Annotated in this window: 24 protein-coding genes; 12 read left to right on the forward strand and 12 right to left on the reverse strand. The window is 67.2% G+C overall.

Features of this window, described 5'->3' with window-relative positions:
• Positions 1-255 precede the first annotated feature (255 nt).
• The 3 genes from ACP59X_RS22630 to ACP59X_RS22640 all read left to right on the forward strand — a co-directional run bounded on the left by ACP59X_RS22630 (position 256) and on the right by ACP59X_RS22640 (position 2,367).
• A complete protein-coding gene (locus tag ACP59X_RS22630) occupies positions 256-573 on the forward strand; it encodes a hypothetical protein (protein ID WP_428562907.1) in 318 nt (105 codons plus the stop codon).
• Between the two features lie 145 nt (positions 574-718).
• Complete coding sequence (locus ACP59X_RS22635; protein WP_428562909.1) at positions 719-1,114, forward strand: hypothetical protein; 396 nt, start codon at positions 719-721, stop codon at positions 1,112-1,114.
• A gap of 317 nt (positions 1,115-1,431) precedes the next feature.
• Positions 1,432-2,367 carry a hypothetical protein gene (locus tag ACP59X_RS22640; protein WP_428562911.1) on the forward strand — a complete coding sequence of 312 codons (936 nt, stop codon included), beginning with the start codon at positions 1,432-1,434 and terminating at the stop codon, positions 2,365-2,367.
• Between the two features lie 22 nt (positions 2,368-2,389).
• Here ACP59X_RS22640 and ACP59X_RS22645 read toward each other — a convergent pair whose 3' ends face one another.
• Positions 2,390-3,265 carry a DMT family transporter gene (locus ACP59X_RS22645; protein WP_428562913.1) on the reverse strand — a complete coding sequence of 292 codons (876 nt, stop codon included), beginning with the start codon at positions 3,263-3,265 and terminating at the stop codon, positions 2,390-2,392.
• A gap of 317 nt (positions 3,266-3,582) precedes the next feature.
• Here ACP59X_RS22645 and ACP59X_RS22650 point away from each other — a divergent pair, with 317 nt between their 5' ends.
• Positions 3,583-5,085 carry a DEAD/DEAH box helicase gene (locus tag ACP59X_RS22650; RefSeq protein ID WP_428562915.1) on the forward strand — a complete coding sequence of 501 codons (1,503 nt, stop codon included), beginning with the start codon at positions 3,583-3,585 and terminating at the stop codon, positions 5,083-5,085.
• A 157-nt stretch (positions 5,086-5,242) separates the two neighbouring features.
• Positions 5,243-5,929: a hypothetical protein gene (locus tag ACP59X_RS22655; protein ID WP_428562917.1), complete on the forward strand. Its 687-nt coding sequence runs from the start codon at positions 5,243-5,245 to the stop codon at positions 5,927-5,929.
• Here ACP59X_RS22655 and tatA read toward each other — a convergent pair.
• Positions 5,926-6,150 (reverse strand): twin-arginine translocase TatA/TatE family subunit, encoded by a 225-nt coding sequence (gene tatA / locus ACP59X_RS22660; protein WP_428562919.1) that lies wholly within the window; start codon positions 6,148-6,150, stop codon positions 5,926-5,928. The genes ACP59X_RS22655 and tatA overlap by 4 nt on opposite strands.
• A gap of 233 nt (positions 6,151-6,383) precedes the next feature.
• On the opposite strand from tatA, the gene ACP59X_RS22665 reads away from it, so the two are divergent.
• Positions 6,384-7,307, forward strand: a complete 924-nt coding sequence (locus ACP59X_RS22665) for an ABC transporter ATP-binding protein (RefSeq protein ID WP_428562921.1) — start codon at positions 6,384-6,386, stop codon at positions 7,305-7,307.
• Positions 7,304-8,092: an ABC transporter permease gene (locus ACP59X_RS22670; protein ID WP_428562923.1), complete on the forward strand. Its 789-nt coding sequence runs from the start codon at positions 7,304-7,306 to the stop codon at positions 8,090-8,092. The genes ACP59X_RS22665 and ACP59X_RS22670 overlap by 4 nt, the downstream gene beginning before the upstream one ends.
• A 94-nt stretch (positions 8,093-8,186) precedes the next feature.
• On the opposite strand, the gene ACP59X_RS22675 is transcribed toward ACP59X_RS22670, so the two are convergent.
• The 5 genes from ACP59X_RS22675 to ACP59X_RS22695 form a co-directional block, all read right to left on the reverse strand.
• Entirely contained in the window at positions 8,187-8,441 is a 255-nt protein-coding gene (locus tag ACP59X_RS22675) for a hypothetical protein (protein WP_428562925.1), read from the reverse strand.
• 98 nt (positions 8,442-8,539) lie between these two features.
• Positions 8,540-9,127, reverse strand: coding sequence for a hypothetical protein (locus tag ACP59X_RS22680; protein ID WP_428562927.1), 588 nt, complete (start codon positions 9,125-9,127; stop codon positions 8,540-8,542).
• Between the two features lie 562 nt (positions 9,128-9,689).
• Positions 9,690-10,001: an RNA polymerase sigma factor gene (locus ACP59X_RS22685; protein ID WP_428570005.1), complete on the reverse strand. Its 312-nt coding sequence runs from the start codon at positions 9,999-10,001 to the stop codon at positions 9,690-9,692.
• Positions 9,908-10,255: an RNA polymerase sigma factor gene (locus tag ACP59X_RS22690; RefSeq protein WP_428562929.1), complete on the reverse strand. Its 348-nt coding sequence runs from the start codon at positions 10,253-10,255 to the stop codon at positions 9,908-9,910. The genes ACP59X_RS22685 and ACP59X_RS22690 overlap by 94 nt, the downstream gene beginning before the upstream one ends.
• Before the next feature lie 155 nt (positions 10,256-10,410).
• Entirely contained in the window at positions 10,411-11,265 is an 855-nt protein-coding gene (locus ACP59X_RS22695; protein ID WP_428562931.1) for an ABC transporter substrate-binding protein, read from the reverse strand.
• A gap of 196 nt (positions 11,266-11,461) precedes the next feature.
• On the opposite strand from ACP59X_RS22695, the gene ACP59X_RS22700 reads away from it, so the two are divergent.
• The 3 genes from ACP59X_RS22700 (at position 11,462) to ACP59X_RS22710 (ending at position 16,079) form a co-directional block, all read left to right on the forward strand.
• Entirely contained in the window at positions 11,462-15,034 is a 3,573-nt protein-coding gene (locus ACP59X_RS22700; RefSeq protein ID WP_428562933.1) for a PAS domain S-box protein, read from the forward strand.
• Between the two features lie 71 nt (positions 15,035-15,105).
• Complete coding sequence (locus tag ACP59X_RS22705) at positions 15,106-15,483, forward strand: response regulator (protein WP_428562935.1); 378 nt, start codon at positions 15,106-15,108, stop codon at positions 15,481-15,483.
• Complete coding sequence (locus ACP59X_RS22710) at positions 15,480-16,079, forward strand: chemotaxis protein CheC (protein ID WP_428562937.1); 600 nt, start codon at positions 15,480-15,482, stop codon at positions 16,077-16,079. Before ACP59X_RS22705 ends, ACP59X_RS22710 begins: the two co-directional genes overlap by 4 nt.
• 61 nt (positions 16,080-16,140) lie before the next feature.
• On the opposite strand, the gene ACP59X_RS22715 is transcribed toward ACP59X_RS22710, so the two are convergent.
• The 5 genes from ACP59X_RS22715 to ACP59X_RS22735 form a co-directional block, all read right to left on the reverse strand.
• A complete protein-coding gene (locus tag ACP59X_RS22715) occupies positions 16,141-17,433 on the reverse strand; it encodes an NRAMP family divalent metal transporter (protein ID WP_428562939.1) in 1,293 nt (430 codons plus the stop codon).
• Positions 17,434-17,459: 26 nt separating this feature from the next.
• Complete coding sequence (locus ACP59X_RS22720) at positions 17,460-18,719, reverse strand: magnesium transporter MgtE N-terminal domain-containing protein (RefSeq protein ID WP_428562941.1); 1,260 nt, start codon at positions 18,717-18,719, stop codon at positions 17,460-17,462.
• Positions 18,720-18,872: 153 nt separating this feature from the next.
• Positions 18,873-19,040, reverse strand: coding sequence for a hypothetical protein (locus tag ACP59X_RS22725; protein WP_428562943.1), 168 nt, complete (start codon positions 19,038-19,040; stop codon positions 18,873-18,875).
• Between the two features lie 318 nt (positions 19,041-19,358).
• Entirely contained in the window at positions 19,359-20,150 is a 792-nt protein-coding gene (locus tag ACP59X_RS22730) for a FlxA-like family protein (protein WP_428562945.1), read from the reverse strand.
• Between the two features lie 625 nt (positions 20,151-20,775).
• The gene (locus ACP59X_RS22735; RefSeq protein ID WP_428562947.1) at positions 20,776-23,256 is read right to left on the reverse strand and encodes a sensor domain-containing protein; all 2,481 of its coding nucleotides are present in this window, start codon (positions 23,254-23,256) and stop codon (positions 20,776-20,778) included.
• A 319-nt stretch (positions 23,257-23,575) separates the two neighbouring features.
• Here ACP59X_RS22735 and ACP59X_RS22740 point away from each other — a divergent pair, with 319 nt between their 5' ends.
• Entirely contained in the window at positions 23,576-23,935 is a 360-nt protein-coding gene (locus ACP59X_RS22740; protein WP_428562949.1) for an SH3 domain-containing protein, read from the forward strand.
• A 225-nt stretch (positions 23,936-24,160) separates the two neighbouring features.
• Entirely contained in the window at positions 24,161-25,867 is a 1,707-nt protein-coding gene (locus ACP59X_RS22745; protein WP_428562951.1) for a glutamine--tRNA ligase/YqeY domain fusion protein, read from the forward strand.
• The last annotated feature ends 531 nt before the right edge of the window (positions 25,868-26,398 follow it).

Raw genomic sequence — 26,398 nt, forward strand, 5'->3', positions numbered from 1 at the left:
TCCTGGAGTGCCGGACCCGCCACGGCAGGCCCGGCCGGCGGCCCGAAACCCTTCGCGCCAACGGGGAGGGGGGCGGATATTCTCAACTCAATAAACCGGGGAACGCGCTATTGACAATGGCCGGGAAACGGTTCTAGCAGCCCTTATGCAAGCACCTTCGCATGCTCGCCCTGCATTCTTTTTGCGCCAACCCTTGGCTTCCCGGCGCGTACTGGCCCATAATTTGAAATACAAGGCATACCTTCGATGTCAATCATGAAACCGTTCGTTCTTTGTTGCTTGCTGGCGTTTGCCCTCTTCGCCGCCGGCTGTTCCCGTGGCCCCAGCGACGCGCAGGTGGAGATGGCCTTTCGCGAGGCCATGGCCAGAAACGACATCATGGGGTTACTGAGCAGCACGGTGCAGATCGAGAAGTTCCAGGTGGACAAGGTGGAGCAGCGGGACGGGGACATTTACCTGGCCACGGTGACGCTGGTCTCCTCCGCCCATGTCGGCCCCCTGTCCGTGGGCGGGGCCAAGCAGATGTCGCTGCGCCTCAAAAAGGTCGGGGAGCAGTGGGTGGTGTTGCAGTAATCTTGAAGAATGAATAACATATGATTTCACAATGATTCAAACGGCTAATCGCAACGATACTGCAATTGGTCAAAATGGATGGGCTCAGACGGTGACCATTCTTCAAACATTTTGACTTTACTATCTAAAACGCAACGATGAAGAAATGAACGATATTTTAGCGATCAACGCAAACTTAAAATACATTGAGTTTATCTTGAATTTGTTCGACAATGGAGAGGATAATATCACATTAGCTGACATAAGGTTGAAATTTCGTGAAAACTTCAAGATGATCCATCCTCTACTCAATCAAAACTTCGGCATATTAAGACTCTTGCCTATCGTGCTAATCCGCGAAGACATCAAAGGGTCGCCAAATAAAAACGACGACAAAAAAAACATTATGATCATCAGACATGCTGTTTGTCACAATGGATTTAGCATGTCAGAAAAAGGATATAAGTTTTCATGTGACAAGGGAGAGGTTGAATTTAATTATAAAGATTTTGTCGACTTTGTACATAGAATTGAAAATCTTTTTCACAATAATAGCCTATAGATTGAGAACTGAACATCCTCAAACTCGACCTGGCGATGCTAAGCCGGTTATATAAATAATTCTTTCACGTAACGTCCCCCAGCCCCGCCAGAATCAGCAGCAGCCCCCACTACCGTGGACGGCGAAATCGCCTCGGCAACCTGAACGTGGCTGAGCACCAGCGAGAGAGAGGGCGAAAAAAAAGGGCTTCGCCAACCGGGCGGCATTGACAGCGACCGCGCGCGCCGTAAGCTCCGTGACGCGGCCGCCGCCGAGCCCTCCAGGCCGACAACGCCCCCCGGTCGGGTCAGCCCGGAAAATTCACAGAAGTCCCAGGTATGTACACGAAAATGGAATACGTCACCATGCTGCTCGTCGTGGGCATGGTCGCCCTGGCCCAATATGTGGGCGTCAACGACGTCATCTTCCCGGAAATCGCCGCCCTGGCCTTCGGGGCCTGGGTCATGGAGGACCGGCCCTGGCCCGGGGCCGCCTGGACCATCTGGTTCTCTCCCACCCTCGGGGCCGCAACCGGGGTCCTCATCGTACACTGCCTGGCCACCTCCCTCGTGCTCATGGTCGTCGTGGCCTTCCTCTTCGTCCTGCTGGAACTCAAAGTCTGCCGCTCGGCCATGTCCCCGTCGTTTTCCGCGGCCATACTGCCGATCATCGCCCATGTCGAAGGCTGGGTCTATCCGGCCTCCGTCTGTCTGGCCACGGCCGTCATCGCCCTGCTCACGCACCGCAACGACAAAAGAAAGGCGCGCAACGGCCAGGCCGCGTTCAAAACACCGCCGCCCCGCTCCGGGCACGAAACACACCGCCAGGAATGGGTCCATTACGGCAAGCTGGCCCTGTTCATCGCGTTCGTGGCCGCGCTGTGCGCCCAATCCGACTGGCTCTACATCATGTCGCCGCCGCTGATCGTGGCCTTCATCGAGCTCAACCACCCGGGATGCGCCCTGCGGCGCCAGTCCATGCCGCGCTTCACCCTGCTGCTTTTCGCCTGCGCCCTGGCCGGCACGCTGTGGCTGGCGCTGGTGACGCGCCTGGCCTCCGGCCCGCCGTGGCTGGCCGCCGGGCTCGCCGTGGCCACGGCCCTGCTTTTGGCCAAACGCCTGCGCCTGGCCTCGCCGCCGGCCCTGGCCCTGGCGCTTATCCCGACCATCCTGCCGCCCAGGTTCCTGTACGTCTATCCGCTGCAGGTCCTGGCCGGGAGCCTCCTGTTCATCGCCGCAAGCCGGCTCTGGTTCAAATCCGCCGCTGCGGCCTGAAACCCGCCGCCACGGCCTCGGCTCAACGCCCCGCCCGCTGCACCCCCAGCCCGGCCAGGATCAGCACCAACCCCACCACCGTGGACGGCAGGATCGCCTCGCCCACGAAAAAATGAATCAGCACCAGCGAGAGAAAGGGCGACAAGAAGATGAGGTTGGCCACCCGGGCGGCGTTGACGGCGCAGCGAAGCGCCGTCAGCCAGGTGACGAAGGCCAGCCCCATCTCGAAGGTGCCCACATAGGCCGCCCCGGCCAGCCCTTCCCAGGACCCCGGCCAGGGATCGGAAAAACACAGCACCGCCAGCAGCGTCAGCGGCAGGCTGCACAAAAAATTCGCCATTAGCCCCACCACCGGGTCGCGGTCGTCCTTGGCCCCCAAAATCCAGTACAACGCCCAGACCAGCGTGGACACCAGCGCCAGCGCCACGCCCGAGGGACTGGCGAAACGCAGGCCCAGCACGTCGCCGTGGCTGGCGATGACCACCACGCCCGCATAGCTCACCACCAGCGCCAGCATGTCCTTGCGCCGCAGCTTCTGGCCCAGAAGCGGCACGGCCAGAAGCGACAGGGTGATGGCCCAGGTGTAGTTGAGGGGCTGGGCCTCCTGGGCCGGCAGCAGGTCGTAGGCGGCAAAAAGGATCGTGTAGTAGAGGAAGGGATTGAGCGCCCCAAGGAGCATGGAGCGTCGCCACTGGGGCCGGGAAAGGGCGAAAAGCGCCCCCAGCCGCCCCGTGGCCGCCAGCACCAGCCCGAGCACCAGGCACGAGGCCAGGCTGGCGTAAAAAAGCAGTTGCAACGGCGTCAGATGGGCCAGCGACAGCTTGAAGGCCGAGGCCACGGTGGACCACATGGCCACGGTGGCCAGGCCGTAGCGCGTGGCCTTTTTCTGATCTGGCATGGAATGTCCTTGGTTTCCGGCATGCTACACCGTGAAACGGGAAAAACCAAGCGCGTTTCCGACCACGCCTGTTGACAATGCGCGGAAAGCCCGTATTATTCGGTGTTGGCGCTTACCGGCCCAGAGGTGATGCCCCCGTCGACGCGGACAAGCTGCAACCCCGTCGCCCCTTCCTCAGGACGCTCCTTCCGGCCCAGTGCCATTGGCCCCGATCTTCCGATCCTGACGCGGCCCCGCAGCCCCCGTTTCTCGATTCCATGATCGCCGCCGCGCGACATATTTGGCGCGGCATCACGCTTTTGCCAAAGGATATCCTTTTGAGCTTCGATTCTTTCTGCCTCCATCCGACCATTTGCGCCAACATCGCGCGCATCGGCTACGAAACCCCGACCCCCATCCAGGCCGAAGCCATCCCCCACGTGGCCGCCGGCCGCGACATCATGGGCCTGGCCCAGACCGGCACCGGCAAGACCGCCGCGTTTTTGCTGCCCATCATCCAGCGCCTCATGACCACCAAGCCGGAAAAACGCGGCGTGCGCGCGCTCATCCTCGCCCCCACCCGCGAACTGGCCGAACAGATCTACCAGGCCGGCGTGGACCTCGGCCGGGGCACCCGCCTGCGGGCCACGGTCATCTACGGCGGCGTGGGCATGTTCCCGCAAGTGCGCGCCCTGCGCCAGGGCGTGGACATCGTCGTGGCCTGCCCCGGGCGCCTGCTCGATCACATGAACCAGGGCAACGTCCGCTTCGACGCCCTGGAGACGCTGGTCCTCGACGAAGCCGACCACATGTTCGACATGGGCTTTCTGCCCGACCTCAAGCGCATCCTCTCGGCCCTGCCGGAAAAGCGCCAGACGCTCCTTTTTTCCGCCACCATGCCCCCGGCCATCTCCGGCCTGGCCGGCGAGACCCTGACCGACCCGGTCACGGTGCGCATCGGCCACCTGGCCCCGCTTTCCACCGTGGAACACGCCATCTACCCCGTGTCCGGCCACCAGAAGCCCCATCTCCTCCAGCATCTGCTCGGCGAGGCCGGCAACGATTCCGTCATCGTCTTCACCCGCACCAAGCACCGGGCCAAGAACCTGGCCCAGCAGCTGTGCCGGGCCGGCCACAAGGCCACCTGCCTGCAGGGCAACCTGTCCCAGCGCCAGCGGCAAATCGCCATGGACGGCTTCCGGCGCGGCACCTTCCAGGTGCTCGTGGCCACGGACATCGCCGCCCGGGGCATCGACGTGTCGCAAGTCGCCCACGTCATCAACTTCGACATCCCGGACACGGCCGAGGCCTACACCCACCGCATCGGCCGCACCGGCCGGGCCGAGCGCGAGGGCCAGGCCCACACCTTCGTCACCGGCGAGGACATGGGCATGGTCCGGGCCATCGAGTCCCACATGCGTAAGCCCCTGCCGCGCCGGGACGTGGAAGGCTTCGAGCCCGATCCCGACGAATTCCGCCGTCCGTCCGCGCCGTCGCGCTTCCCGGTGCGCGGCCGCCAGGGCGCTCCGGCCGGCCGGCCCCGCCAGGGCGGCTACCGCGCCCAGGGCGACGGCCGTGCCCAGGGCGACCGGCCCCGGGCCGACCGTTTCCAGGGTGACCGCCCCGGCCGTGACGACCGGCCCGGCGAGGACCGTCCCCGCGCCGCCCGGCCCCGCGCCGACCGGCCGCGCGACGACCGGCCCATGGCCGCCCGGCCGCGCGAGGAACGCCCGCGCGACGGCGAGCGCCGCTCCACCTTCGGCCTGACCCGCAACCCGGCCGAGGGCGGGGGCGACAATCGCCCGCGCCGGCAGATGCGGGAAGCGGTTTCGGCCGCCTAAGCCCGCCCCTTTCGCGCCATGACGCCAACGCCGCCCCGGAGACCCTCCGGGGCGGCGTTTTGCATTGCCCCGACGTGGACAACGGGCCGCAAGTGCGGCACATCCCCGGGACCGGTCCCCGCGCCGGGAACGGCAACCGCGCCCAAGGAACCCGGCCATGAAGCCCCACAAGCAATACCGGCTCGAACTCGACCGCATCGAGGATTCGCTGCGCGACGTGCAGGAACACTTCGAGGAGATCAACGCCAAGCTCCTCATGCGCCGCGAACCCCTCACCGACCAGATCATCGGCAACCTGCTCGAGGGCTATGCCTACGTGGACGAACTGCTCGAGGCCGGCATCGAGGTCTTTTCCGCCTCGGGCCTCGACCACATCCTGGAGCTCAACCACATCGTGCTGTGCGGCTGCGACGACAGCCTGCGCCTGGAATACGGCCCGCACCTGCTGGAGACCCGGCGCCGCTTCGCCGCGGGCATCGACGAGATCGCCACCTGGTACGAGCGCAAACGCCACAAGTCGGCCTACCGCCGGGCGGCCGGGGTGTACGTGCTGTCGGTCAGCCAGCCCCAGCTGTTCCTCGAGGGCAACCACCGCACCGGCGCCCTGGTGGCCAGCTACATCATGGTCCAGGAAGGGCTGCCGCCGTTTGTGCTCACGCGCAAAAACGCCACGGAATACTTCAACCCCTCGACGCTCATCAAATACCGCCACAAGGAAAAATTCCTGGACCGGCAGTATTACCTGAAAAAATACCGCCGGGTCCTGCAGGAATTTTTCGAGGAGAACCTGGAGAAGCGCTTCCGGCGCTCCATCCGGCTGGACAAGGAAGAAGACGAGTCCTAGGCCGACTGCCCCGTCTTTTCGGACGCCACGGTCACGACCGGCGCGGGCTTCTCGGCCACGACCTCGGCCGTGATGTTGCGCTCCTCCATGGCGGCCTTGAATTCCCGGACGGACTTGCCCAGGTCGCGGCCGAGGTTGCCCAGTTTGCCCGGGCCGAAAACGATGAGCACTACCCCGAGGATGAGCAGCAGATGCATGGGTTGCAGCAAGCCTGAAAACATGTTCGCACTCCTTTTTCGCCGGCCTGTAGCACAATTCCCTGGTCGCGGCCTTGCAGCCGGGTGACAATGCGGAAAGCCCGGCGGCCCTGGCCGTGGTTCATTTTGCAACACGCCCCCGCTGTCCGTCTTCCGGGAAAACGACACCCCCTGCCGCCTTTCGGGCATATTCCATCCCCGTCCGGACGGCCCGGGAAGCCCCTGGCCCACAGCCGCGCCTTGGGGTATAGGGAGGCATGGACGCCGCCCTCCCGCCCCCGGCCCTCGAAGTGACCGCTGTCCGCAAGGACTATGGCCCGGTTGCGGCCGTGACCGACGTGAGTTTTTCCGTTTCGCGGGGCGAGTGTTTCGGCCTGCTCGGCCCCAACGGCGCGGGCAAGACCACCACCATCCGCATGATCTACGGCTTTTCGCCCCTTGGCGCCGGGTCGGTCCGCGTTTTCGGGGAGGACATCGTCACGGCCTTTCGCCGCATCCGGTCGCGCTTGGGCGTGTGCCAACAGGGCAACACCCTGGACCCGGACCTGACGGTGCTGGAAAACCTGCTGGTTTTCGCCAGCTATTTCCGCATCCCCCGCCGGGAAGCCCTGGCCCGGGCCGAGGAACTGCTGGCCTTTTTCGCCCTGGAGGCCCGCAAGCGCTTCCAGTACGAGGAGCTTTCCGGCGGTATGGCCCGGCGGCTGATGCTGGCCCGGGCGCTCGTCAACCGGCCGGACCTGCTCATCCTCGACGAACCGACCACCGGCCTCGACCCCCAGTCGCGCAACACCCTCTGGGACCGGCTGCTCGACCTCAAGCGCCAGGGCCTGACCATCCTTTTGACCACCCACGCCATGGAGGAGGCCGAGCGCTTCTGCGACCGGCTGTGCATCGTGGACGCCGGCCGGGTCACGGCCGCAGGCACGCCGCGCGGGCTCATCGAGGCCCATGTGGGCCGGCACGTGCTGGAAGTGGAGGCGCCCGAGCCGGCCTTTCTGGCGGCCGTGGCCCAGGGCGGGCTGCCGAGCGAACGCTCGGGCCGGCGCTGTATCGTCTACGGCCGGGACCGGGAGGAACTGGTCACCCTGCGTGACCTCTTCTGCCCGGAATACGGGCTGTTGCGCCCGGCCAGCCTGGAAGACGTCTTTTTACGCCTCACCGGCCGGGAGCTGCGGGAATGAACGGTGCCGACCCGCGTTTCACGAGCCTTTTCTGGGCGGTGTGGCGGCGCAACCTCCGGGTCTACCGCCGCATCTGGGCCATCAACTTCCTGCCGCCGATCCTCGAGCCGGTGTTCTACCTGCTGGCGTTTGGCCTGGGGTTTTCGGGCCTGGTTGCCGACGTCACCTGGCACGGCCAGGCCATGGGGTTCACCCGGTTTTTCGCCCCGGCCCTTCTCGCGGTCACGGTCATGTGGCAGGGCTACATGGAGACGACCTACAGTTCGTTCGTGCGCATGTTCTACCAGAAGACCTACGATGCGCTCCTGGCCACGCCGCTGACCCTGGAGGAGATCATCGTGGCCGAGATCGTCTGGGGGGCGACGCGGTCGCTGATCGCCGCCGCGCTCATGCTGGCGGTGATCGCGCCGTTTGGCTTCGCGCCAAGCCTGCAAGCCCTGCTGGTGCTGCCCATCGCCTTTTTCGGCGGCCTGGTCTTCGGGACCCTGGGCATGGCCACTACCAGCGTGACACCGAGCATCGACATGTTCAACATCCCGTTTTTTCTTGTCATTACGCCGATGTTCCTGTTTTCCGGCACCTTTTTCCCCATCGACGCCCTGCCGTCCTGGGCCGCACCGTGGGCCGTGGCCATGCCGCTGTACCATCTGACCGAACTGTGCCGGGCCGCCTGCCTGGGGCAGTTGGGCATATCTTCCCTTTGGAACGCGTCGGTTCTGCTGCTGGTCCTGGTGGTCTTCCTGCCCCTGTCCCTGGCCGGCATGCGCCGGCGACTGGTGCGCTAACGCGCAACTCGAAAGGCGATGCGGGCCGTACCATGCAAAATCCCCCATACGGCACGCACCGTACGGGGGATTTTCCGCATATCGTAACGCGCGTCTAGCGATTGACCGGGGCGCCGAAGCCCGTTCCGTCCTGCGGCATGGGTTCGCTGCCGTCACCGAAGCCGAGCATCAGGCCAAGTCCCGTTCCATCCCCCCAGGGGCATGAAATATCGCCGCCGAAACCGAAGCCTGCCCCGTATTCCCCTTGATCTGTATCCGTATTGACACCGAAACCGTTGCCGGCGAAGGCGGTGGAACCCAGGCTTAACAGAGAGGCGACCAGCAGGATAAGGAAAGATTTTCCGATCATAACGTTCCTCTTTTTTGCATTTACTGGATATACGAGACGCCGACGGGAAACGTCACAGAAGGTGACAACTTTTTTTTGCGGCAGTGGTCGCCACACGCTCAACCCCGGCCGCCCCGGCCCCCACCCGAGCCGCCGCAGGAACCGCCGCCACCCGAGCCACCTCCACCCGAGCCGCCCGAGCCGCCGGAACCACCGCTGCCCGAACCGCCGCTGCCCGAACCTGAGCCACCCGAACCGGTGCTGCCCGAACCCCCGCTGCCCGAACCGCCTCCGCCCGAGCCCGTGCCGCCGGAACCACCACTCCCCGAGCCGCTCCCGGAACCACTGCCGCTGCCGGAACCGTCGCCGGCCGCCCCCTGCCCGGCGCCGTTGCCGGCCCCCTTTCCCTGCCCGGCCTCGCCCGAGGCGCCCGTTTTCCCTCGCGTGGCGGTCGTGCCGTCCGAAAGCCCCAGGGACGTCCTGGCTCCGGCCAGGCTTTGGGAGCCGTTGGCCACGGCCAGGGCCGCGCCCGAGACAGCCGCGTCGCCAAGCCCCTCCGTCTTGGCCTCACGCACGAGCCAGGCCAATTCCAGCAGGGAAACGGGCAAGGCCTGGCCGGCCAGCAGCCCGTCGACGAGAAGCCCGGCCGCCTCGGGCGCCATGCCGGCCTGCCGGGCAGCGGCCAGGAACTCCGCTGCGCATGACATGCCGCTCGGGCGACCAGCCGTTGAAGGAGCCGACCAGGCTCACCCGGCCCGCCCCCGGCAGCCGGGCCACGAAGGTGACCTCCCGGCCCGGCTTCCAGGCCGGACAGCCGCAACCCGGCCGGCCCGGCCGCCGTCGGCCGCTCCCCCTGGGCCGGACCGGAAACCGGGAGCCAGCCCGGGTCCGTGGCCGCGACCCAGACGGCCACGGCCGCGCCGGCCCCCAGAAGCCGTCCGAAGCCGCCCCAGCCCCCCCAGGCGGCGCAGCCGGCGCGCCAGCCTGGCCACGGCCGTGGGCCGTTTGGGCCGGATGCCGGCCATGACCGCCGGCAGGATGTCCGCCGGCGCCTCGGGCCGCGGCAGGCCGGCGATGCGGCCGGCCAGGCGGCGCCGTTGCCTCGCCGCCCGTTCGTCGTCGGGCTGGGCCGGTCCGCATGCCCTTTCGATATCGGGGCGGCGCCGTTGCCCCGCCGCCCGCTGGTCATCGCACGGGGTCATGGTGCGGCCTCCCCGTGGCCTCTGTCGCGGCCACGCTCGGCGGCGTGGTGGTCGTTGTCGGGATGGGTCATGCCGCGGCCTCCTTCGCCGCCGCGTCGAAAAGCTCGCGCAGCCGGTCCAGGCCCCGGGAAAGGCGCACCTTGGCGGCACTGACGGATATGCCGAGGGCCTCGGCGATGTCTTTGACGGAACAGCCTTCCCGGTAGCGCAACAGCAGCGCCTCGCGCGTCTGCGTGCCCAGGGCGTCCATGGCCGCAAGGAGCAGGTCCGCGTCCATGGCCCGGATCAGGTCGTCGTCCGAGCCCGTGGCGGGCAGGTTTTCCATGAACCCCTCCGGCAGCCCCGAGGCCGTGACCTCGCCGTGGCCGCGCCGGCGCAGGTGGTCCCGGCCGAGGTTGAGGGCGATGGCGTACAGCCACGGAAAAACCGCGCCCCGCGCCTGAACCGGTCGAGCTTGGCATAGGCCGTGACAAAGGCCTCCTGGGTCAGGTCGCGGGCGTCTTCGGGATGGCGGCACAGGCGCAGCATGAGGGCGTGGATGGGCGTCTGGTAGCGCCGCACCAGCACGGCATAGGCCTCGGCCTCGCCGTCGAGGATGTCGTCGATCAGCCGCGCCTCGTCGTCGTGCTCCATGCCCGCTCCCCGTCCAGGTCTTTATTCCCTCTACGGCCGGGCGCAGCGAAACGTCACAGGCCACGGGCCGGCCCGGGCGATTTTCCGGTGGAGGGGCGGCGCGGCCGATTCCGGTGGCCGGTCGCGCCGCCGGGCGCATCGCGTGGCGCAACCGCCTAGTCCACGTACTTCTTGGCGTAGGCGGCGTCGTTGTAGAGGGCTTCGCCGTGCTTGTCCTTGCCGAAGGCGGCGATGATGCCCTGCCCCTCGGGCGAGGCCACGAAGGCGATGAACCCCTTGGCCAGGTCCGAGGACGGCTTGCCGTCTTTTTGGCCGCACAGGGCGTGGTAGGTGTTGACGAGCTTTTTGTCGCCGGAAAAAAGCACCTTGAGCTTGGGCACGTTGTTGCGTTCGGCGGCCCAGGTGCTGCTGTCGGTCATGAAGTAGCCGCCCTCGTCGTTGGCCCGCTTGAGCGTGGCCGTCATGAAGGCCTTGGTCACCACGTACCAGTCGCCCTCGGGCGTGAGGCCGGCATCCTTCCAGGTGTCCAGCTCCTTTTTATGGGTGCCGGAGTTGTCGCCGCGCGAGAAGAACTTGGCCTTGGCCGCGGCAATGGCCCGGTAGGCGTCGGCGGCCGAGGCGGCCTTGGCGATGCCGGCCGGGTCGGCGGCCGGGCCGACGATAAAAAACTCGTTGGAGCCGATCAGGGTCGGGCAGCCGGCCCAGCCCTCGGCCACGGCCTTTTTCTCGGCCGCCGGGGCATGGACCATGATCATGTCCACCTCACCGGCCTTGAGCATGTCCAGGGACTGGCCCGAGCCGGCCTTGACCCAGTCCAGGCGGCAGTCGCTCACGGCGCAGTAGGCCTGGCCGAGCACGGCTAAAAGCCCCAGCTCGCCGGGGCTGCCCGTGGCCAGGGAAAAGGGTTTCGAGCCGTTGCCGTAGGACGCTTCCACCGTGGGGCCGGCCATGGCCGAGGAAGCGAGGCAGGTCAAGAGGATCAGCGGCAAAAGGATGCGGGAGACGGGCATACGGGAACCTCCTTGGCTTTCGGGCCAGGATACCGGACGAATCACGCCCTCGTCCAGACATTCACATCGATTCGCTTTGGAATCAGCGCGTTATATCAAAACGAACACGATTTCCTTCCCCTCAAAACATCTCTTTACACGTAATGTCATTACGTGTTTTATTCCAGCCCGGGTGTGTTCGCCCCGGCGCGAAGCCATGAAAGACAACACCTTTGCCATCGCCTTCGGCCGCAGGTTGCGGCAGTTGCGCCGCCTGGCCGGCCTGACCCAGGTCGCCTTGGCCGAACGCTCCGGCGTGTCCCTGGAGCACCTCAACAAGATCGAGCGCGGCGCGGCCGCCCCCTCCCTGGCGGCCATCGAAGCCCTGCACCGGGCGCTGGACCTGGACCCGGCCTCGCTGTTCCTGTTCGACGACCCCGCCGACGCCGACGCGGGCTCCAGGGAAACCGAATCCCTGGCCGCCACCCGTTTGGGGCTTTTCAGCCTGCGCCCGGAGACGGACATCATCCGGGCGGCGCCGTCGTTGCGCCGGTTGCTGGGCTATGCCGGCAAGACCCGGCGCGAGGCGGCCGGCGATTTCCTGGCCGCCGTCTTCCCCGGCCAGGCCGAACGCATCGCCGCCGCCATGGCCGCCCTCACCGAGCCCGGCGACCGGCGGCTCCTGGTCACGGATTTCGTGCGCCGCGACGGCGAGGCGCGCCAGGGGGCCCTGGCCCTGGAGATGGTCCGCGAGGCCGACAGCCGGGGCAAGCTGGTCGTGGGCGTACTCACCGACGTTTCCGAGCGGCTGCGCCAGCAGCGCCTGGCCCGCCGCGAAGCCGCCCAAATCGACCGCCGGGTCCGCGAGCGCTCGGCCAGGCTCGAACGGGCCACGGAACGCCTGCGCCGCGAAAACGCCGACCTGGCCGCCGACCTGCGCCGGTTTCGCGGCGCCTTCGAACACAGCCCCGTGGGCGCCTGCCACGCCGACCCGTCCGGGCGCATCCTCGAAGCCAACCCCGCCCTGGCCGCCCTCCACGGCTTCGCCTCGCCCGGCCAGATGCGCCGCGAGGTCGGCAACATCACCCGGGACTTCCTTGTCGACCCCGCCCGCTACGAAGCCTTGCGCCAGTTGCTGCAAACAACCGGCCAGGCCAAGGACTTCGAAGCGGGCGTGCGCCGCCGCGACGGCACCATCGTGCCCACCCGCCAGGACATCCGGGCCGTGGCCGATGCCGACGGCAAGCTTTTGTACTACGAAGCCTTCGTCCAGGATTCCTCGGCCATGGACAGCGCCGCCCACGACCTGCGCCGCTACGCCCGCATGATCGCCGCCTCCTCGGACATGGTCTCGCTCATCGACGCCGACGGGCGCTACCTGTTCGTCAACGACGCCTACCACAAGGCCTTCGGCCAGCCGCCCAGCGCCATCGTCGGCCGCCATGTGGCCGATTTTCTGGGCGAGAGCTTCTACCTCGAGCGCCTCAAGGACAAGTTCGCCCGCTGCCTGGCCGGGGAGACCCTCCAGTTCGAGCATTGGACGCCCCTGCCGGGGCTTGGGCGGCGCTATTTGAGCGTGCGCTACACCCCCTGGACCGAGGGCGGCGACCACCGGCGGATCATGGTCAACATCCGGGACCTCACCGAGGCCCGGCTGGTCGAGGAGGACCTGCACGAAAGCGAAAAGACCACCACCATCCTCTACCGGGTGTCCAGCGCCGTGGCCTCGGAAGAGGACATGGACAGCCTCTACCGCACCATCCGCAACATCCTGGGCGAGGCCCTGGACACCCACGAGTTCTTCATCGCCCTGGCCGAGCGCGAGACGGACCGCTTGCGCTTCGTCCATTTCACCAGTGCCGCCCAGCCCGCCCCGGCGGCCTTGGAGGATCTGGCCAGGCGCCTGACGCCCGTGACCCGGGACAACATCGGCGACTACCACGAGGCCGACGCGCTCATCGAGGTCCTGCGCACGGCCCACCCCCTGCTCGTGACCCGCCGGGGCATGCGCCTGACGGGCCTGACCTGCCCGGGCCGCCAGCCCGAGGTGCTCCTGGCCGTGCCCATCCGGGTCCGCCAGGAAGTCCTCGGCGTCATGGGCGTCATGCATTTCGCCGATCCGGGGCGGTTCGGCCGCAAGGAAACGGAACTCATGCTGTCGGTGGCCGAACAGCTGGCCCTGGGCGTGGAACGGAGGCGCAACCTCGACGCCCTGCGCGCCGCCAAGGAGGAGGCCGACCGGGCCAACCAGGCCAAAAGCCGCTTCCTGGCCAGCATGAGCCACGAGATCCGCACGCCCATGAACGCCATCCTGGGCCTGACCGAAGAGGTGCTCAAAAGCAGGCTGTCCGCCGAGCAGCACGACTACCTCGACACCGTGCGGGACTCGGCCCGCCACCTGCTCGGCATCCTCAACGACGTCCTGGATTTCTCCAAGATCGAGGCCAAGCGGATGGTCCTTTGCCCCGAGGACTTCGACCCGTGCGAACTGGCCGGGGCCGTGGTCAAGTCCTTCGGCCTGGCCGCCGCGGCCAAGGGGCTGCGCCTGACGCTCGAAGTCGCGCCCGGCCTGCCTGAGCGCGTGCGCGGCGACGACGGCAAGGTCCGGCAGATCCTGGTCAACCTCGTGGGCAATGCCGTCAAGTTCACCGACGCCGGCGGCGTGACCGTGCGGCTGTCCCCGACGCCGGCCGGCCAGGGCGAATACTGCCGCCTGGCGTTTTCCGTGGCCGACACCGGCATCGGCATCCCCACGGCGATGCAGGAAACCATTTTCGACAGCTTCCGCCAGGCCGACGACTCCACGGCCCGCCGTTACGGCGGCACGGGCCTGGGCCTGGCCATCAGCCGCGAACTGGCCTCGCTCATGGGCGGGGAATTGCGGGTGCTGTCCACCCCGGATCAGGGCAGCACCTTCGTGTTTTGCGCCCCCTTCGGCAAACCTTCCCCCCCGGAACATCCGGACGGCGCCACGGGCGAGAGGTTGACGCAGCCCCGGGGGTTGCACGTGCTGGTGGCCGAAGACAACCCGGTCAACGTCAAGCTCATGGCCATCCACCTCAAAAAACTCGGCCATACCTGCGTCTGCGCCGCTTCGGGCGAGGAGGCCCTGGGGCTTCTGGCCGCCGAGCCGTTCGACCTGGTCCTCATGGACATCGAGATGCCGGGCATGGACGGGCTGACCGCCGCCCGGCGCATCCGCTGCGGCGGCAGCCCCGAGGCGCCCATCGCCCAGTCCGGCCTGCCCATCGTGGCTGTCACGGCCCACGTGTCCGAGGAGGTGCGCCGGGCCTGCGCCGAAGCCGGCATGGACGCCTATGTCGGCAAGCCCATCAACCTCAACGAACTGGCCGGGACCATCGCCCGGCTGGCCACCGCCAGACCCGCCTCCCGGCCCCAGGCCCCGCCCCCAGCCGGCCCGGGCCCGGCAACGCAACCGGACGGCGTCCTGGACGTGGCCTGGGCCCTGGCCCGCCTCGGCATCGACCACGACCTGTTCGCCCCCATCCTGGCCACCTCCTTGGAGGAATTCGCCAAACGGCTGCGGGCGGCCGAGGCCGCCCTGGACGCCGGCGACCGGGCCGGCCTGCGCCTGCACGCCCACACCCTCAAATCCACGGCCGCGACCATGGGCGCCCGCGACTGCCTGCGCCTGGCCGGGGAACTGGAAGCGGCGGCCAGGGAGTCGGAAATGCCGCCGGGCACCCTGGCCGAGATCCTCGGCCGGCTCGACCAGGCCTGGGAAACGGCCGCCGCCGCCGCCCGAAACACCGCGCTCGGACGACCTTGACGCCCCGGGCGTCGGATGCGAAGAGGCAACCTGCAACCCGGCCCGCCCATGCGCGGCACAGGACCATAGCCATGCCCACACTGCTTATCGCCGACGATTCCATGTTCCAGCGCTTCCAGGCGGCCAAGGTGGCCCGGGAAGCGGGATTCGCCGTCATCGAGGCCAAGGACGGCCAGGAATGCCTGCGCCTGGCCCTGGAGCACCGGCCCGACGCCTTGTTGCTCGACCTCAACATGCCCGACCCGGGGGGGATTGCCGTCATGGAAATCCTGTCGCGCGACATGCCGGGCCTGGCCATTGTCGTGGTCACGGCCGACATCCAGGAAACCACCCGGGGCCGCTGCCTGGCCCTGGGCGCCAAGGGGTTCCTCAACAAACCCGTGGACGGCCCCGCCCTGCGCCAGGCCCTGGAGCCCTATTGCCAGGAGCGGCCGGACGGCCCCCGATGACGACCATGCCGCTTTCCCCGCTGCAACTCGACATCCTCCAGGAGCTCATCAACATCGGCGTGGGCCGGGCCGCCGGCATGCTCAACCAGATGGTCAACACCCACATCCAGTTGCAGGTGCCGGTGTTGCGGGTGCTGACCCAGGCCCAATTGGCCCAATTATACGCCGAACGGCCGGATTCGGTTTTTTCCGCGGTCCAACTCGGCTTTTCCGGGGAGTTCGCCGGCATAAGCGCCCTGATCTTCCCGCCGGAATCCGCCTCCAAGCTCGTGGCCGTGGTGCTCGGCAAGGAGGGCGGGCTGCCGGGCGACGAGGCCATGCGCCGGGGCACCCTCCAGGAAGTGGGCAACATCGTCTTAAACGGCGTCATGGGCTCCATCGCCAACATCCTGCGCGAGCCCCTGCGCTACACGCCCCCGGACTTCATCGAATCCGACATCTCCGGCATCGTCGGCCAGGGCACGGGCATGATCCTGGTGGCCCGCACCCAGTTCAGCATGAAGGACCACCTCATCGAGGGCGAGGTCCTCATCATCTTCAGCCTCTCCTCCTTCGACTCCCTGCTTGCGGCCATCGACAGCCTGGCCGGCGCCTGAACCCGCGTCGCCCGCCGCGGGCGCCTGACGGGCGGCGGGCTCCTCGTTGCGGGACGCGACCCTAGCCGGCCACCAGGGACACGAGCTTGCCAATGGCCCCGGGCCAGACCGTATCGAGGGTCATCAGCGCCGTAAGCCCAATGAGCCCGACGACCGTGGCCCAGGCCACGGTGTTGAAGGCCGGGCCGTTGACGAAGCTGCCCATGAGCCGCTTGTCGTTGACGAGCAGAAGCATGAGGATGAGCACGAAGGGCAGGACCACGCCGTTGACCACCTGGGACAGGTACATGACGGCCAGCAGCGGCATGCCGGGGACCAGGATGGTCAGCGAGCCGACGACGATGCTGATGGTGAAAAGCCAGAAAAACTCCGGCGCCTTGCGGAAGTCCTTGTCGATGCCCAGCTCCCAGCCCATGGCCTCGCAGATGTAGTAGGCCGTGGACAGCGGCAGCACCCCGGCCGCGAACAGCGAGGCGTTGATAAGCCCCACCGCGAACAGCCACGAAGCGTACTGGCCGACCAGCGGCTCCAGGGCCCGGGCGGCGTCGGCGGCCGTTTCCACGGAACCGCCGTGGACGTAGATCGAGGCGGCGCAGGACACCACGATGAAAAGGGCCACGGCCACGGCGAAAAAGCAGCCCACCACCACGTCGAGGCGGGTGTAGCCGTACTTGTCGGCGGTGATGCCCTTCTCCACCACGGCCGCCTGCTGGTAGAACTGCATCCACGGGGCGATGGTCGTGCCCACCAGGCCGATCATCATGGCCACGTAGCCGCCGTCGGCCCGGAAGGTCGGCGTGACCGAGGCCTTGGCCACCTCGAGCCAGGGCACGTCGGCGGAAAGGGCCGCCAGGGGGTAGGCCAGGTAGATGACGCAGGCGAACAGGAACACCCGCTCCACGATGCGGTAGGAGCCCTTGACGATGAGCAGCCACACCAGCACGGCGGCCGCGGGCACGGACACGAACTTGGAGACGCCGAAAATCTCCATGCCGGCGGCGATGCCGGCGAATTCCGAGATGGTGTTGCCGAGGTTGGTCAGAAACAGCGCGATCATGATGTAAAAGGTGGTGCGCAGCCCGAAGGACTCGCGGATGAGGTCGGACAGGCCCTTGCCCGTGACGGCGCCCATGCGGGCGCACATCTCCTGGACCACGACCAGGGAGACCGTGGTGGGGAGGAGCATCCACAGGAGCGCATAGCCGTATTGCGCCCCGGCCAGGGAATAGGTGGTGATGCCGCCGGCGTCGTTGTCCACGTTGGCGGTGATGATGCCCGGCCCGAGAATGGCCAGGAACAGCAGGATGTTTTTGCGCGAAAATTTCTTGGCCGGCGCGGCGGCGACTGCGGTCATGGTCGATCCCCGTACACGACGCCGGCCTACAGGGCGGCGAAACGCTTTCTGGTGAAGGATTCGGGCAAAAAAAGCTCCAGCACGTCATCGGCCGGCACGATGCCGGCCATGTGCCCGGCCTCGTTGAGGACCGGCACGGCCAGCAGGTTGTACTTGGCGATGACCTCCATGACCTCCGACGGCGTGGCGTCCACGGGCACGGCCTTGAGCCCCACCGTCATGATCTCGGCCACCGGCGTCTTGGGCGGGGCCAGCAGCAGCCGCTTGAGGGTGACCACGCCCAAGGGCGTCTCGTCGCCCCGGATGACGTAGACGTAATAGACGTTGTCCACTTCGGCCCCGACCAGGCGGATGTAGCTTATGGCCTCCTCGGCGGTCATGGCCGGCGGCACGGCGGCGAAGAGGTTGTTCATGAGCCCCCCGGCCGTGTCCTCCTCGTGCTCCAGGAGCTCCTGGACCATCTCGGCGTCCTCGGCGTCCATGAGGCCGAGCAGTTCCCGGGCCTTTTCCTCGGGCAGGTCGCCGAGCAGGTCGGCCGCGTCATGGGGCTCCATTTCCTCCAGGATGTCCGAGGCCTGCTCGCTGTCCAGGCTGCTTATGACCTTGGCCCCGAGTTCGGTATCGAGTTCGCCCATGGTTTCGCCCAGGGTCTCGGGGTCCAGGGAGCCCAGCACGGTGCCGGCCTCCTTGTGGGGCAGCTGGGCCACGATATCGGCGATGTCGGCCGGGTGCAGGTCGGCGAGGCGCTCGCGGGCCACGGTCAGGGTCAGCCGGTCGGCGTTGGGGTCGAGCTGGGCCACGAAGCGCCAGTCGATTTCGCGCGTGGGCAGTTTCGCCCCGAACACCCCGGCCAGCCAGTTCCAGAAGCGCAGTTGGCCCAGCCGCCGGAACATGCCGCGCAGGCCCACGTCGGCGGCGGCCACGAACAGGCTCGCCCCCCGCGTGGCCAGCTTGAGGTCGTTGACCCGCACCACCTTGGCCCCGTCCACGTCCACGATCTGGCGGTCGAGGAGGTCGCGGCGCAGCCGGATGTCCGGGGAGCCGTCGGCCGGTTCCTCGGCCCGGCCCACGGCGTCGGGGTCGGCCGAAACCACCACCGGGGTGAAGAGGTGCACGGCCTTCCAGGGAATGAACCGGCGCTCCCCCCCGTCGCGGATGAAAAGCCCAGACACCACGGGCAGGGTTTCCCCCGGCTCCAGGCGCAGGTCGTCCAGGCGGCCCAGGGACGCGCCGGACGGGTCGATGACCGGACGCCCCAATACGGCGCTGACGTACAGTTCGCTCATAACGAAAGCCTCCCCGGGCTGCGTCGCGACCGGCCGGACACCGGGCGGACCACTCCCGCTGGCTGGCGCCGGCACCGCGCCGTGGCACGGGGACCGGCGCAAAAACAAGGGAACAGCGCGAAGGACGGCCACTTAGGCGGCCGTCAAGGGGCCCTACGAGGAGGGCAGGGGGCTTCGTGAGGGAGGTTCCGGCGCGGCGGTGGCCAGGGCGGCGCAGTACCGGCGCGGGCAGGGGAAAAAGCGGGCCGCCGCGTGGCCGCGGCAGGCGTTGGCGAGGCGTCGCAAGGCGACGATACGGGACCGGATGAAGGGGGTGTTCATCGGGCGCCTCCTTGGGGCCGCCGCCTGACCGGCGGGCTGGCGGAGGCGGCCCGGCTCCCGGAAACGGGGAGGGACGTCGGCGCGAACCGTGACGGCAGGGGCGCTATTGCAAAAGAATCGGCAAAAACACTTGGTTATTGCGACAACTACTGTACGGATCGTCCATTGGTTCCTCTAAAGGGTTGCTCGGTCGTTCGGCTTTAAGCCGGGGGGGCCGTGTTGTCAACCGCCCGTGTCAATCTGACACACTTGCAAGGGCGTGGCCCGGCGGCGGCCGCGCGGCGAGGCTGGCGGCCGTCGCGTCGCAGGGCCATGGGCTCAACCCGCCGCGCCGAAGGTGGTGGTCGAGGTGTTGCCGCCGGTGCCGCTCGTGCTGGAACTCGACGAGCTCTCTTCCTCCAGGGCCTCGGCGTACTCGGTTTGCAGTTCGGCCAGCTCGGATTCGAGCTGCATCTTCTTGGTCTTTTTCTCCTCTTCCGAGATATTCTCGCTTTCCACCTTCTCGATTTGCTGCTGCACCTGCTGGATCTGCTCCTTGATCTCGTCGGAGGTGGTGTCGTCGTCGTCCTCCTCATCCTCGTCCGAGGAACCCGAAGCGCTGCCGGCGGACATGCCCTTGGCCGAAGCCCCGCCGGCGGCGGCCGTCGCGCTCGTGTCGGTGTCGGCAGCGGCCGTCGTGGACGTGGCGGTGTCGTCGGAGGCGGTGGTGGACGTGGCCGTGCTGCCGGAGGACGTGGAGGCCGTGGTCGTGTCCTCGCCGGCCGTGCCGGACGCGGTGGTGGTCGAGGCGCTGGCCGAAGCCGCACCGGAAGCGGCGGCCGTGGTGGTGGTCGCCGAGGCGGCATCACCGGAGCCTGCCGCGACCGTGCCGGCGCCGGTCAGGGCGGCGGTGGCGGCGGCGTTGGCGTTGCTGGCCGTGGCCTGGGAGGTGGACAGGGAATAGGCCAGGGCCTTGGCCTCGTCGGAAATGGTCACGGTGTCGCCCGAGGAGGTGGTGGTGGACGTGGCCGAGGAGCCGGCAGCCTCGGCCTTGCCGGTTGCGGCCAGGCCGTAGCTCGTCTGGGAGGCGGCCGTGCCGGTGTACAGGGAAAGGCCGTTTATGGCGGTCATGGCGATCTCCTTGTGTTTAGCCTCCTATCGGACCGCCCTCCCGAATACTTAGGGTAGTTTTTATAATAATATTTTTTCTTTTGGCTGCTTCGGACTGTATCCGAAAACGATTCTACAACGTCCTCCCTGCATCTTTCTTTCACAACTAGCGCCGTACACGAGCCAATCGCGACAAGTTCGGCCTCCTGCCTTCCTCTGCCACGCCTTTGCAGTCGTAAATACCGTCGACGGCAAATCAATAAAAAGGTTACGCCACCAGCAAAGAATATTCCTGCACATACACGACCACGATTCAAGCCGACGTCCCAACCGCGCAACGTTTTCGCCGACGGCGAAAAAAACCCGCCCGGACGGCGGCGCGAAGCGGGCGCCACAGGACGCGGCCGGCCACGGGAAACGGATGGGAGCATACCGGTTGCGGGAAACGGGTGGCGCCAGCCAGGTGGCGGGAAGCCGGCGACGCCCGGACGGCGGCGCGCAACGGCCGATGCCGGCCGACGGCGGAAAACGGCAGGCACCAGGCCGGCGGCCACAGGGACGCGGAGACCAGGAGTCCCGGCCAGGCCTCCTGGCTCGGGACGACGGCGGCGCCAGGGCGCCTGACGCGGCCCAACGATCCGGCCCGTTACGGGCAGCCGCACTCGCCCGGCACCCCCCGGCGCAGGAACCGGGCGGCGGCCTCCTTGTCCAGGGGACGCGAGAACATGAATCCCTGCGCCTTGTCGCAGGCGGCCTGGCGCAGGCGCGAAAGCTGGTCGGCCCGTTCCACGCCCTCGGCGATGACCGTGAGCCCCAGGCTGCGGGCCAGGGAAATGATGGATTTGACGATTTCCTGGCTTTCGCCGTCACAGCCCTCGCCGCTGATAAACGAGCGGTCGATCTTCAAGTGGTCGATGGGCAGTTGGCGCAGGTAGGACAGCGACGAATAGCCGGTGCCGAAGTCGTCGATGGCGATCTTGACGCCCAGGGCCTTCAGGCGCGTCAGCTCCTGGGCCGTGTGCTGGGCGTCGTGCATGAGCACGGACTCGGTGATCTCGAGCTTGAGGCTCTCCGGGGCCAGGCCCGTGTCGGCCAGCACCTGGGCCACGTGGTCCACCAGGCCGTCTTTGACGAACTGGCGGCAGGAGACGTTGACACTGACCGAAAGCCCCCGCGCCTCGGGCATGTCCCGCTGCCAGTCGCGCAACTGCCGGCAGGCTTCGGCGATGACGAAACGGCCCAAGGGCAGGATGAGCCCCGTTTCCTCGGCCAGGGGAATGAACTGCCCCGGCGGCACCAGCCCGCGCGAAGGATGGTCCCAGCGCACCAGGGCCTCGAAGCCCTCGATGCCGCCGTGCCCCACGTCCACGATGGGCTGGTAGTGCAGCAGCAGCTCCCCGGCCTCGATGGCGTGGCGCAGGTCGGCCTCGAGGCTGATGGCCTCCAGGATCTCCTGGTGCATCTTGCGGTCGAAGATGACGGCCGGCCGGCCCTGTTCCTTGGCCCGGTACATGGCAATGTCGGCGTCGCGCAGGATGTCCTCGGCCGAGGCATAGTCGCGGGTGCGCAGCACGATGCCGATGCTGGCCCCCGGGGTCACGGCCGTGCCGCACAGGCGGCAGGGCTGGCCCAGGCAGGCCCCGATGCGGTCCACCACGGCCATGACTTCCTTTTTGGACTTGAGCTCCTCCAGGATGACGGCGAACTCGTCCCCGCCGAGCCTGGCCACGGTGTCCATGCCGCGCACGCAGCCGGCGATCCGCTTGGCCACCTCGACCAGCAGCAGGTCCCCGGCCTGGTGGCCGAGGGTGTCGTTTATGCCTTTGAACTTGTTGAGGTCGATCATGAGCACGGCGTACTGGTAGTCACCGCGCCGGGCGGCCCGGGTGAGCGCCCGCTCCAGGCGGTCGGCAAAAAGGCTGCGGTTGGGCAGCCCGGTCAGGGCGTCGTGGAAGGCCTGGTGGGTGATCTGCTCCTCGAAGGCCTTGCGCTCGGAAATGTCCTGGTAGATGTAGACGATGCCCTGGACGGCGCCCTTGATGACGATGGGGAAGCCGATCATGGACACGGGGATGAGCCGGCCGTCGCGGTGGCGGCGGGCGGTCTCGCGCACCACCGAGTTGCCGGAAAGAATGGAGCCGCGCACGTTCTCGCATTCCGTGAGCAGGTTTTCCGGCACGATGAACGCCCTCATGCCGTAGCCCTTGATGTCTGCCGCCCGGTAGCCGAACAGCTCCTCGAAGGCGGCATTGACGTCCACGATGTTGCGGTGGGTGTCGATAAGCGAAATGGCCTGGGGCGAATTGGCGAACAGCTGGGCGAAATAGGCCCGCTGGCTAGCCAGGGCCTCCTCGGCCAGCTTGCGGTCGGTGATGTCCACCACCGTGCCCTCGTAATAGAGGGGGTTGCCCTCGGTGTCGCGCACCACCCGGGCGTTTTCGGAAATCCAGATGGTGGTGCCGTCCTTTTTGCGGATCTCCGACTCGAAATCGCGCACCTGGTCGTGGGCGGCCAGCTCCCGCACGAAATCGTCCCGGCGGTTGGGGTCGACGTAGAGCTGGTTTTTGATGTCGCGGAAATGCTCGGTCATCTCGGCCACGGCATCGAAGCCGTAGATGCGGGCCAGCGTGCCGTTGACCTCCAGGTAGCGGCCCTGGGGCGTGGTCTGGAAGATGCCTTCCACGGCGTTTTCGAAAATGGAGCGGTATTTGCGTTCGGCGGCCCGCAACTGCTCCTCGGCCCGGCGGCGGCCGGAGATGTCGCGAAAAAGCACGCAGGACAGGGGCCGGCCCTCGTGGGAGCCCACCGTGAACTGGGAGACGCTGACATCGACCGCCTCGCCCTCGCCGGCGCTCCAGCGGGTCTGGCGCAAAAAGGCCGCGCCGCACAGGCTCCAGACCTCGCCCTCCTCGCCCGGCAGGCCCTTGGCCGGCCGCACCACCTCGCGCAGGTCATGGCCCACCACATCGACGGCCTCCAGGCCGAACAAGGCCTCGAAGGCGGCGTTGACGGCCAGGATGTGGCCGTCGGCATCGCGCAGGAGCGCGGCATTGGGGGTACAGAGAAAAACGCGACGGAAGGCGTCGTCGGGGACATCGGGGAAGGCGCCCCGGAAATGCATGGCCATATTGTCGCCTCTGGAAAAGATGCCCCGACCTTTGCCGGATGGCGAGACAATTGTCAACATGCTGAAATAATACGACTAAACACGGGAAACCCGTGACTATGTTACATTTTCGTCAACGATAGCGGCATCTTGATCGCCCCAGGGCCGGCCCGGGACCCGGCGGGCCGAAAAAAGGGAAAATCGCCGTTGACGGGCGAAAATCAGGGGATATAGTGGGAATAGTGTGGGCTCCTCTTCCGTGGGGAGGAGGGCCCCGTACCGTTCGGGTGAGCGCCGCGCCGGCAGTCCGGCGTGGCGAAATACGAAGGAGGCTTTTGTCATGAAGAACCGACGTATGTTCCCGATGTTCGTCCTGGCGTTCCTGGCGGTCGCCTTCCTGGGCGTGGCCGGCCTCGCCCAGGCCCAAGGCCCGGCCGCGACCCCGACCATGGCCATGGACTCGCTGCAACGGGCCATCGTGGCCGAGACCTGGACACTGACGCCCCAGCGCACGGCCAGGGCGGGCTTCACCGGCCTGCCGCTGCGCATCTGCGAAGGCACCTACTGCGGCGAACTGGCCAAGATGCCCATCGGCACGCCGGTCGGCATCCTCGTCGACGACCGCGAAGGCTGGGCCCTGGTCCATGTGCCGAGCCTCAACAAGTACGGCTGGGTCAACACCAACAACATCGTCTTCTAAGCCGCGAGGCACCGAGGCCGGCCGGCGCGCCCCAGGCCCGGCCGGCCATGCATCGCCCCCTTGCCTCTTCGGTTCCTGCCGGCAAGCCGGCGCCCCCCGCGCCCACCGGCGCTTTACTCCCACTGCGGCCGGCCTCATTTGACCCCTGGCCGGTTTTGGCCTATTTTCCCGGTTTCTCGCGGCCCTGCCGGCCGCTTGACCCCCACCCAGCAACGAGGTCCAGCCATGACCGCACCCGACGCGGACGACAAGGACAAATCCGGCCCCACCCCGGGCCGCGATTTCATCCGCCAGCTCATCGACGAAGACAATCGTACCGGCAAATGGGCCGGCCGCGTCCACACCCGCTTCCCGCCCGAGCCCAACGGCTACCTGCACATCGGCCACGCCAAGTCCATCTGCCTCAACTTCGGCCTGGCCAGGGAATTCGGCGGGGAGTGCAACCTGCGCTTCGACGACACCAACCCGGCCAAGGAAGAGGTGGAATACGTCGACTCCATCCAGGAAGACGTGCGCTGGCTGGGCTTTTCCTGGGACGACCGGCTCTACTACGCCTCGGACTATTTCGAGCGGCTCTACGCCTTTGCCGAGACGCTCATCGAAAAGGGCCTGGCCTACGTCGACGACCTGAGCCAGGAAGAGATCCGGGCCCATCGCGGCACCCTGACCGAGCCGGGCAAGGACAGCCCCTGGCGTAACCGCCCCGTGGCCGAGAACCTGGACCTGTTTCGCCGCATGCGGGCCGGCGAGTTCCCGGACGGGGCCAAGGTGCTGCGGGCGAAAATCGACATGCAAAGCCCCAACGTGGTGCTGCGCGACCCGGTCATCTACCGGATCAAGCACGTGGAGCACCACCGCACGGGCGACGCCTGGTGCGTCTACCCCATGTACGACTACACCCACTGCATCTCGGATGCCCTGGAGGGCATCACCCATTCCATCTGCTCGCTGGAATTCGAGAACAACCGGCCGCTCTACGACTGGGTGCTCGACAACCTGCCCGTGCCCTGCCACCCGCAGCAGATCGAGTTCGCCCGCCTCAACCTGTCCTATACCGTGCTCAGCAAGCGCAAGCTCATCAAGCTCGTCACGGAAAAGGTCGTGGCCGGCTGGGACGACCCGCGCCTGCCGACCCTAAGCGGCATCCGCCGCCGGGGCTACACCCCCGAGGCCATCCGCGACTTCTGCGAGCGCATCGGCATCTCCAAGGCCGAGAACATGGTGGACATGGCCCTTCTGGAACACTGCCTGCGCGAGGACTTGAACCGCCGGGCCAAGCGGGTCATGGCCGTGCTGAGGCCGCTCAAGGTCGTCATCGAGAACTATCCCGAGGGCCAGGTGGAGGCCATCGACTTCCCCTACCACCCCGAGGACGCGACCCTCGGTTCGCGCCAGGTGCCCTTTTCGCGGGAACTCTACATCGAGCGCGACGACTTCGCGGAGACGCCGGCCAGGAAGTGGTTCCGCCTGGCCCCGGGAGCCGAGGTGCGGCTGCGCTACGCCTACTACGTCACCTGCACGGACGTGGTGAAGGACCCGGCCACGGGCGAGGTGGTGGAATTGCGCTGCGTCCACGACCCGGCCACCAAAGGCGGCTGGTCCGGCGACGGGCGCAAGGTCAAGGGCACCCTGCACTGGGTTTCGGCCGCCCACGCCAAAAAAGCCGAGGTGCGCCTCTACGACCGGCTTTTCACCAAGGAAAACCCGTCCGAGGGCAAGGGCGACTTCATGGACTGCCTCAACCCCGATTCCCTGGAAGTCATCGCCGAGGCCCTGGTCGAACCGAGCCTGGCCGAGTTGCCCGTGGGGGAAAACGTCCAGTTCGAGCGGCTGGGCTATTTCTGCGTGGACAAGGATTCGACGCCGGCGAAACGGGTGTTCAACCGGTCCGTGGCCCTGAAGGATTCCTGGGCCAAGGCCGCCGGCCGCTGAAGCGCCGGTCAAAGGTTTTGTACGCGACCGGAAGGGGCCAGGCCCCTTCCGGTTTTTTTTGGGCCGGCGGCCGGGGCCGCCACCGCCCCGATTCCCTGGCCCCGCCGGCTCCTGTCGCTTCCGGGAAACCCAGGCAACGGCCCTCGCGGGGAACAGCGAAGAATCATGATTTGTTAAGGGCTTCGGCCCGGCCGGGCGGACGCCGGGGACAGGGCGCCGGGCGTTTTGCCGGCCTGCCGCCGCGCCCCGGCCCGACCCCCGCCTTGGCCGCGCCCCAAAAGCGGAAAAGGACCCCCAGGTCGCCATCCCGGGAGTCCTTTTCCTAAATTTGAGTTCTTGGAGGAAGGATGCTTTTCTTATAGCAAGGAGCGGGCCAAAAGCTCCAAGGATGCACACAAACAACATAAATCATATTATTTCAACGTATTACAACAACAGATTGCCGGCGCGTCCCCCCTGCCCACCGCTGGATGGGGTACAGAATCCTTGACCGGCCGGGGCCAGGGCCGCCGGGCGGTACAAGGCTTTGTA

The organism is Solidesulfovibrio sp. DCME (assembly GCF_049995385.1).
GTDB lineage: Bacteria > Desulfobacterota > Desulfovibrionia > Desulfovibrionales > Desulfovibrionaceae > Solidesulfovibrio.

Bases quoted from the DNA above. Each gene is read 5' to 3' on its own strand.
- ACP59X_RS22630 (WP_428562907.1), top strand. From the start codon at position 256: ATGAAACCGTTCGTTCTTTGTTGCTTGCTGGCGTTTGCCCTCTTCGCC.
- ACP59X_RS22635 (WP_428562909.1), top strand. From the start codon at position 719: ATGAACGATATTTTAGCGATCAACGCAAACTTAAAATACATTGAGTTT.
- ACP59X_RS22640 (WP_428562911.1), top strand. From the start codon at position 1,432: ATGTACACGAAAATGGAATACGTCACCATGCTGCTCGTCGTGGGCATG.
- ACP59X_RS22645 (WP_428562913.1), bottom strand. From the start codon at position 3,265: ATGCCAGATCAGAAAAAGGCCACGCGCTACGGCCTGGCCACCGTGGCC.
- ACP59X_RS22655 (WP_428562917.1), top strand. From the start codon at position 5,243: ATGAAGCCCCACAAGCAATACCGGCTCGAACTCGACCGCATCGAGGAT.
- tatA (WP_428562919.1), bottom strand. From the start codon at position 6,150: ATGTTTTCAGGCTTGCTGCAACCCATGCATCTGCTGCTCATCCTCGGG.
- ACP59X_RS22665 (WP_428562921.1), top strand. From the start codon at position 6,384: ATGGACGCCGCCCTCCCGCCCCCGGCCCTCGAAGTGACCGCTGTCCGC.
- ACP59X_RS22670 (WP_428562923.1), top strand. From the start codon at position 7,304: ATGAACGGTGCCGACCCGCGTTTCACGAGCCTTTTCTGGGCGGTGTGG.
- ACP59X_RS22675 (WP_428562925.1), bottom strand. From the start codon at position 8,441: ATGATCGGAAAATCTTTCCTTATCCTGCTGGTCGCCTCTCTGTTAAGC.
- ACP59X_RS22680 (WP_428562927.1), bottom strand. From the start codon at position 9,127: ATGTCATGCGCAGCGGAGTTCCTGGCCGCTGCCCGGCAGGCCGGCATG.
- ACP59X_RS22690 (WP_428562929.1), bottom strand. From the start codon at position 10,255: ATGGAGCACGACGACGAGGCGCGGCTGATCGACGACATCCTCGACGGC.
- ACP59X_RS22695 (WP_428562931.1), bottom strand. From the start codon at position 11,265: ATGCCCGTCTCCCGCATCCTTTTGCCGCTGATCCTCTTGACCTGCCTC.
- ACP59X_RS22700 (WP_428562933.1), top strand. From the start codon at position 11,462: ATGAAAGACAACACCTTTGCCATCGCCTTCGGCCGCAGGTTGCGGCAG.
- ACP59X_RS22705 (WP_428562935.1), top strand. From the start codon at position 15,106: ATGCCCACACTGCTTATCGCCGACGATTCCATGTTCCAGCGCTTCCAG.
- ACP59X_RS22710 (WP_428562937.1), top strand. From the start codon at position 15,480: ATGACGACCATGCCGCTTTCCCCGCTGCAACTCGACATCCTCCAGGAG.
- ACP59X_RS22715 (WP_428562939.1), bottom strand. From the start codon at position 17,433: ATGACCGCAGTCGCCGCCGCGCCGGCCAAGAAATTTTCGCGCAAAAAC.
- ACP59X_RS22720 (WP_428562941.1), bottom strand. From the start codon at position 18,719: ATGAGCGAACTGTACGTCAGCGCCGTATTGGGGCGTCCGGTCATCGAC.
- ACP59X_RS22725 (WP_428562943.1), bottom strand. From the start codon at position 19,040: ATGAACACCCCCTTCATCCGGTCCCGTATCGTCGCCTTGCGACGCCTC.
- ACP59X_RS22730 (WP_428562945.1), bottom strand. From the start codon at position 20,150: ATGACCGCCATAAACGGCCTTTCCCTGTACACCGGCACGGCCGCCTCC.
- ACP59X_RS22735 (WP_428562947.1), bottom strand. From the start codon at position 23,256: ATGGCCATGCATTTCCGGGGCGCCTTCCCCGATGTCCCCGACGACGCC.
- ACP59X_RS22740 (WP_428562949.1), top strand. From the start codon at position 23,576: ATGAAGAACCGACGTATGTTCCCGATGTTCGTCCTGGCGTTCCTGGCG.
- ACP59X_RS22745 (WP_428562951.1), top strand. From the start codon at position 24,161: ATGACCGCACCCGACGCGGACGACAAGGACAAATCCGGCCCCACCCCG.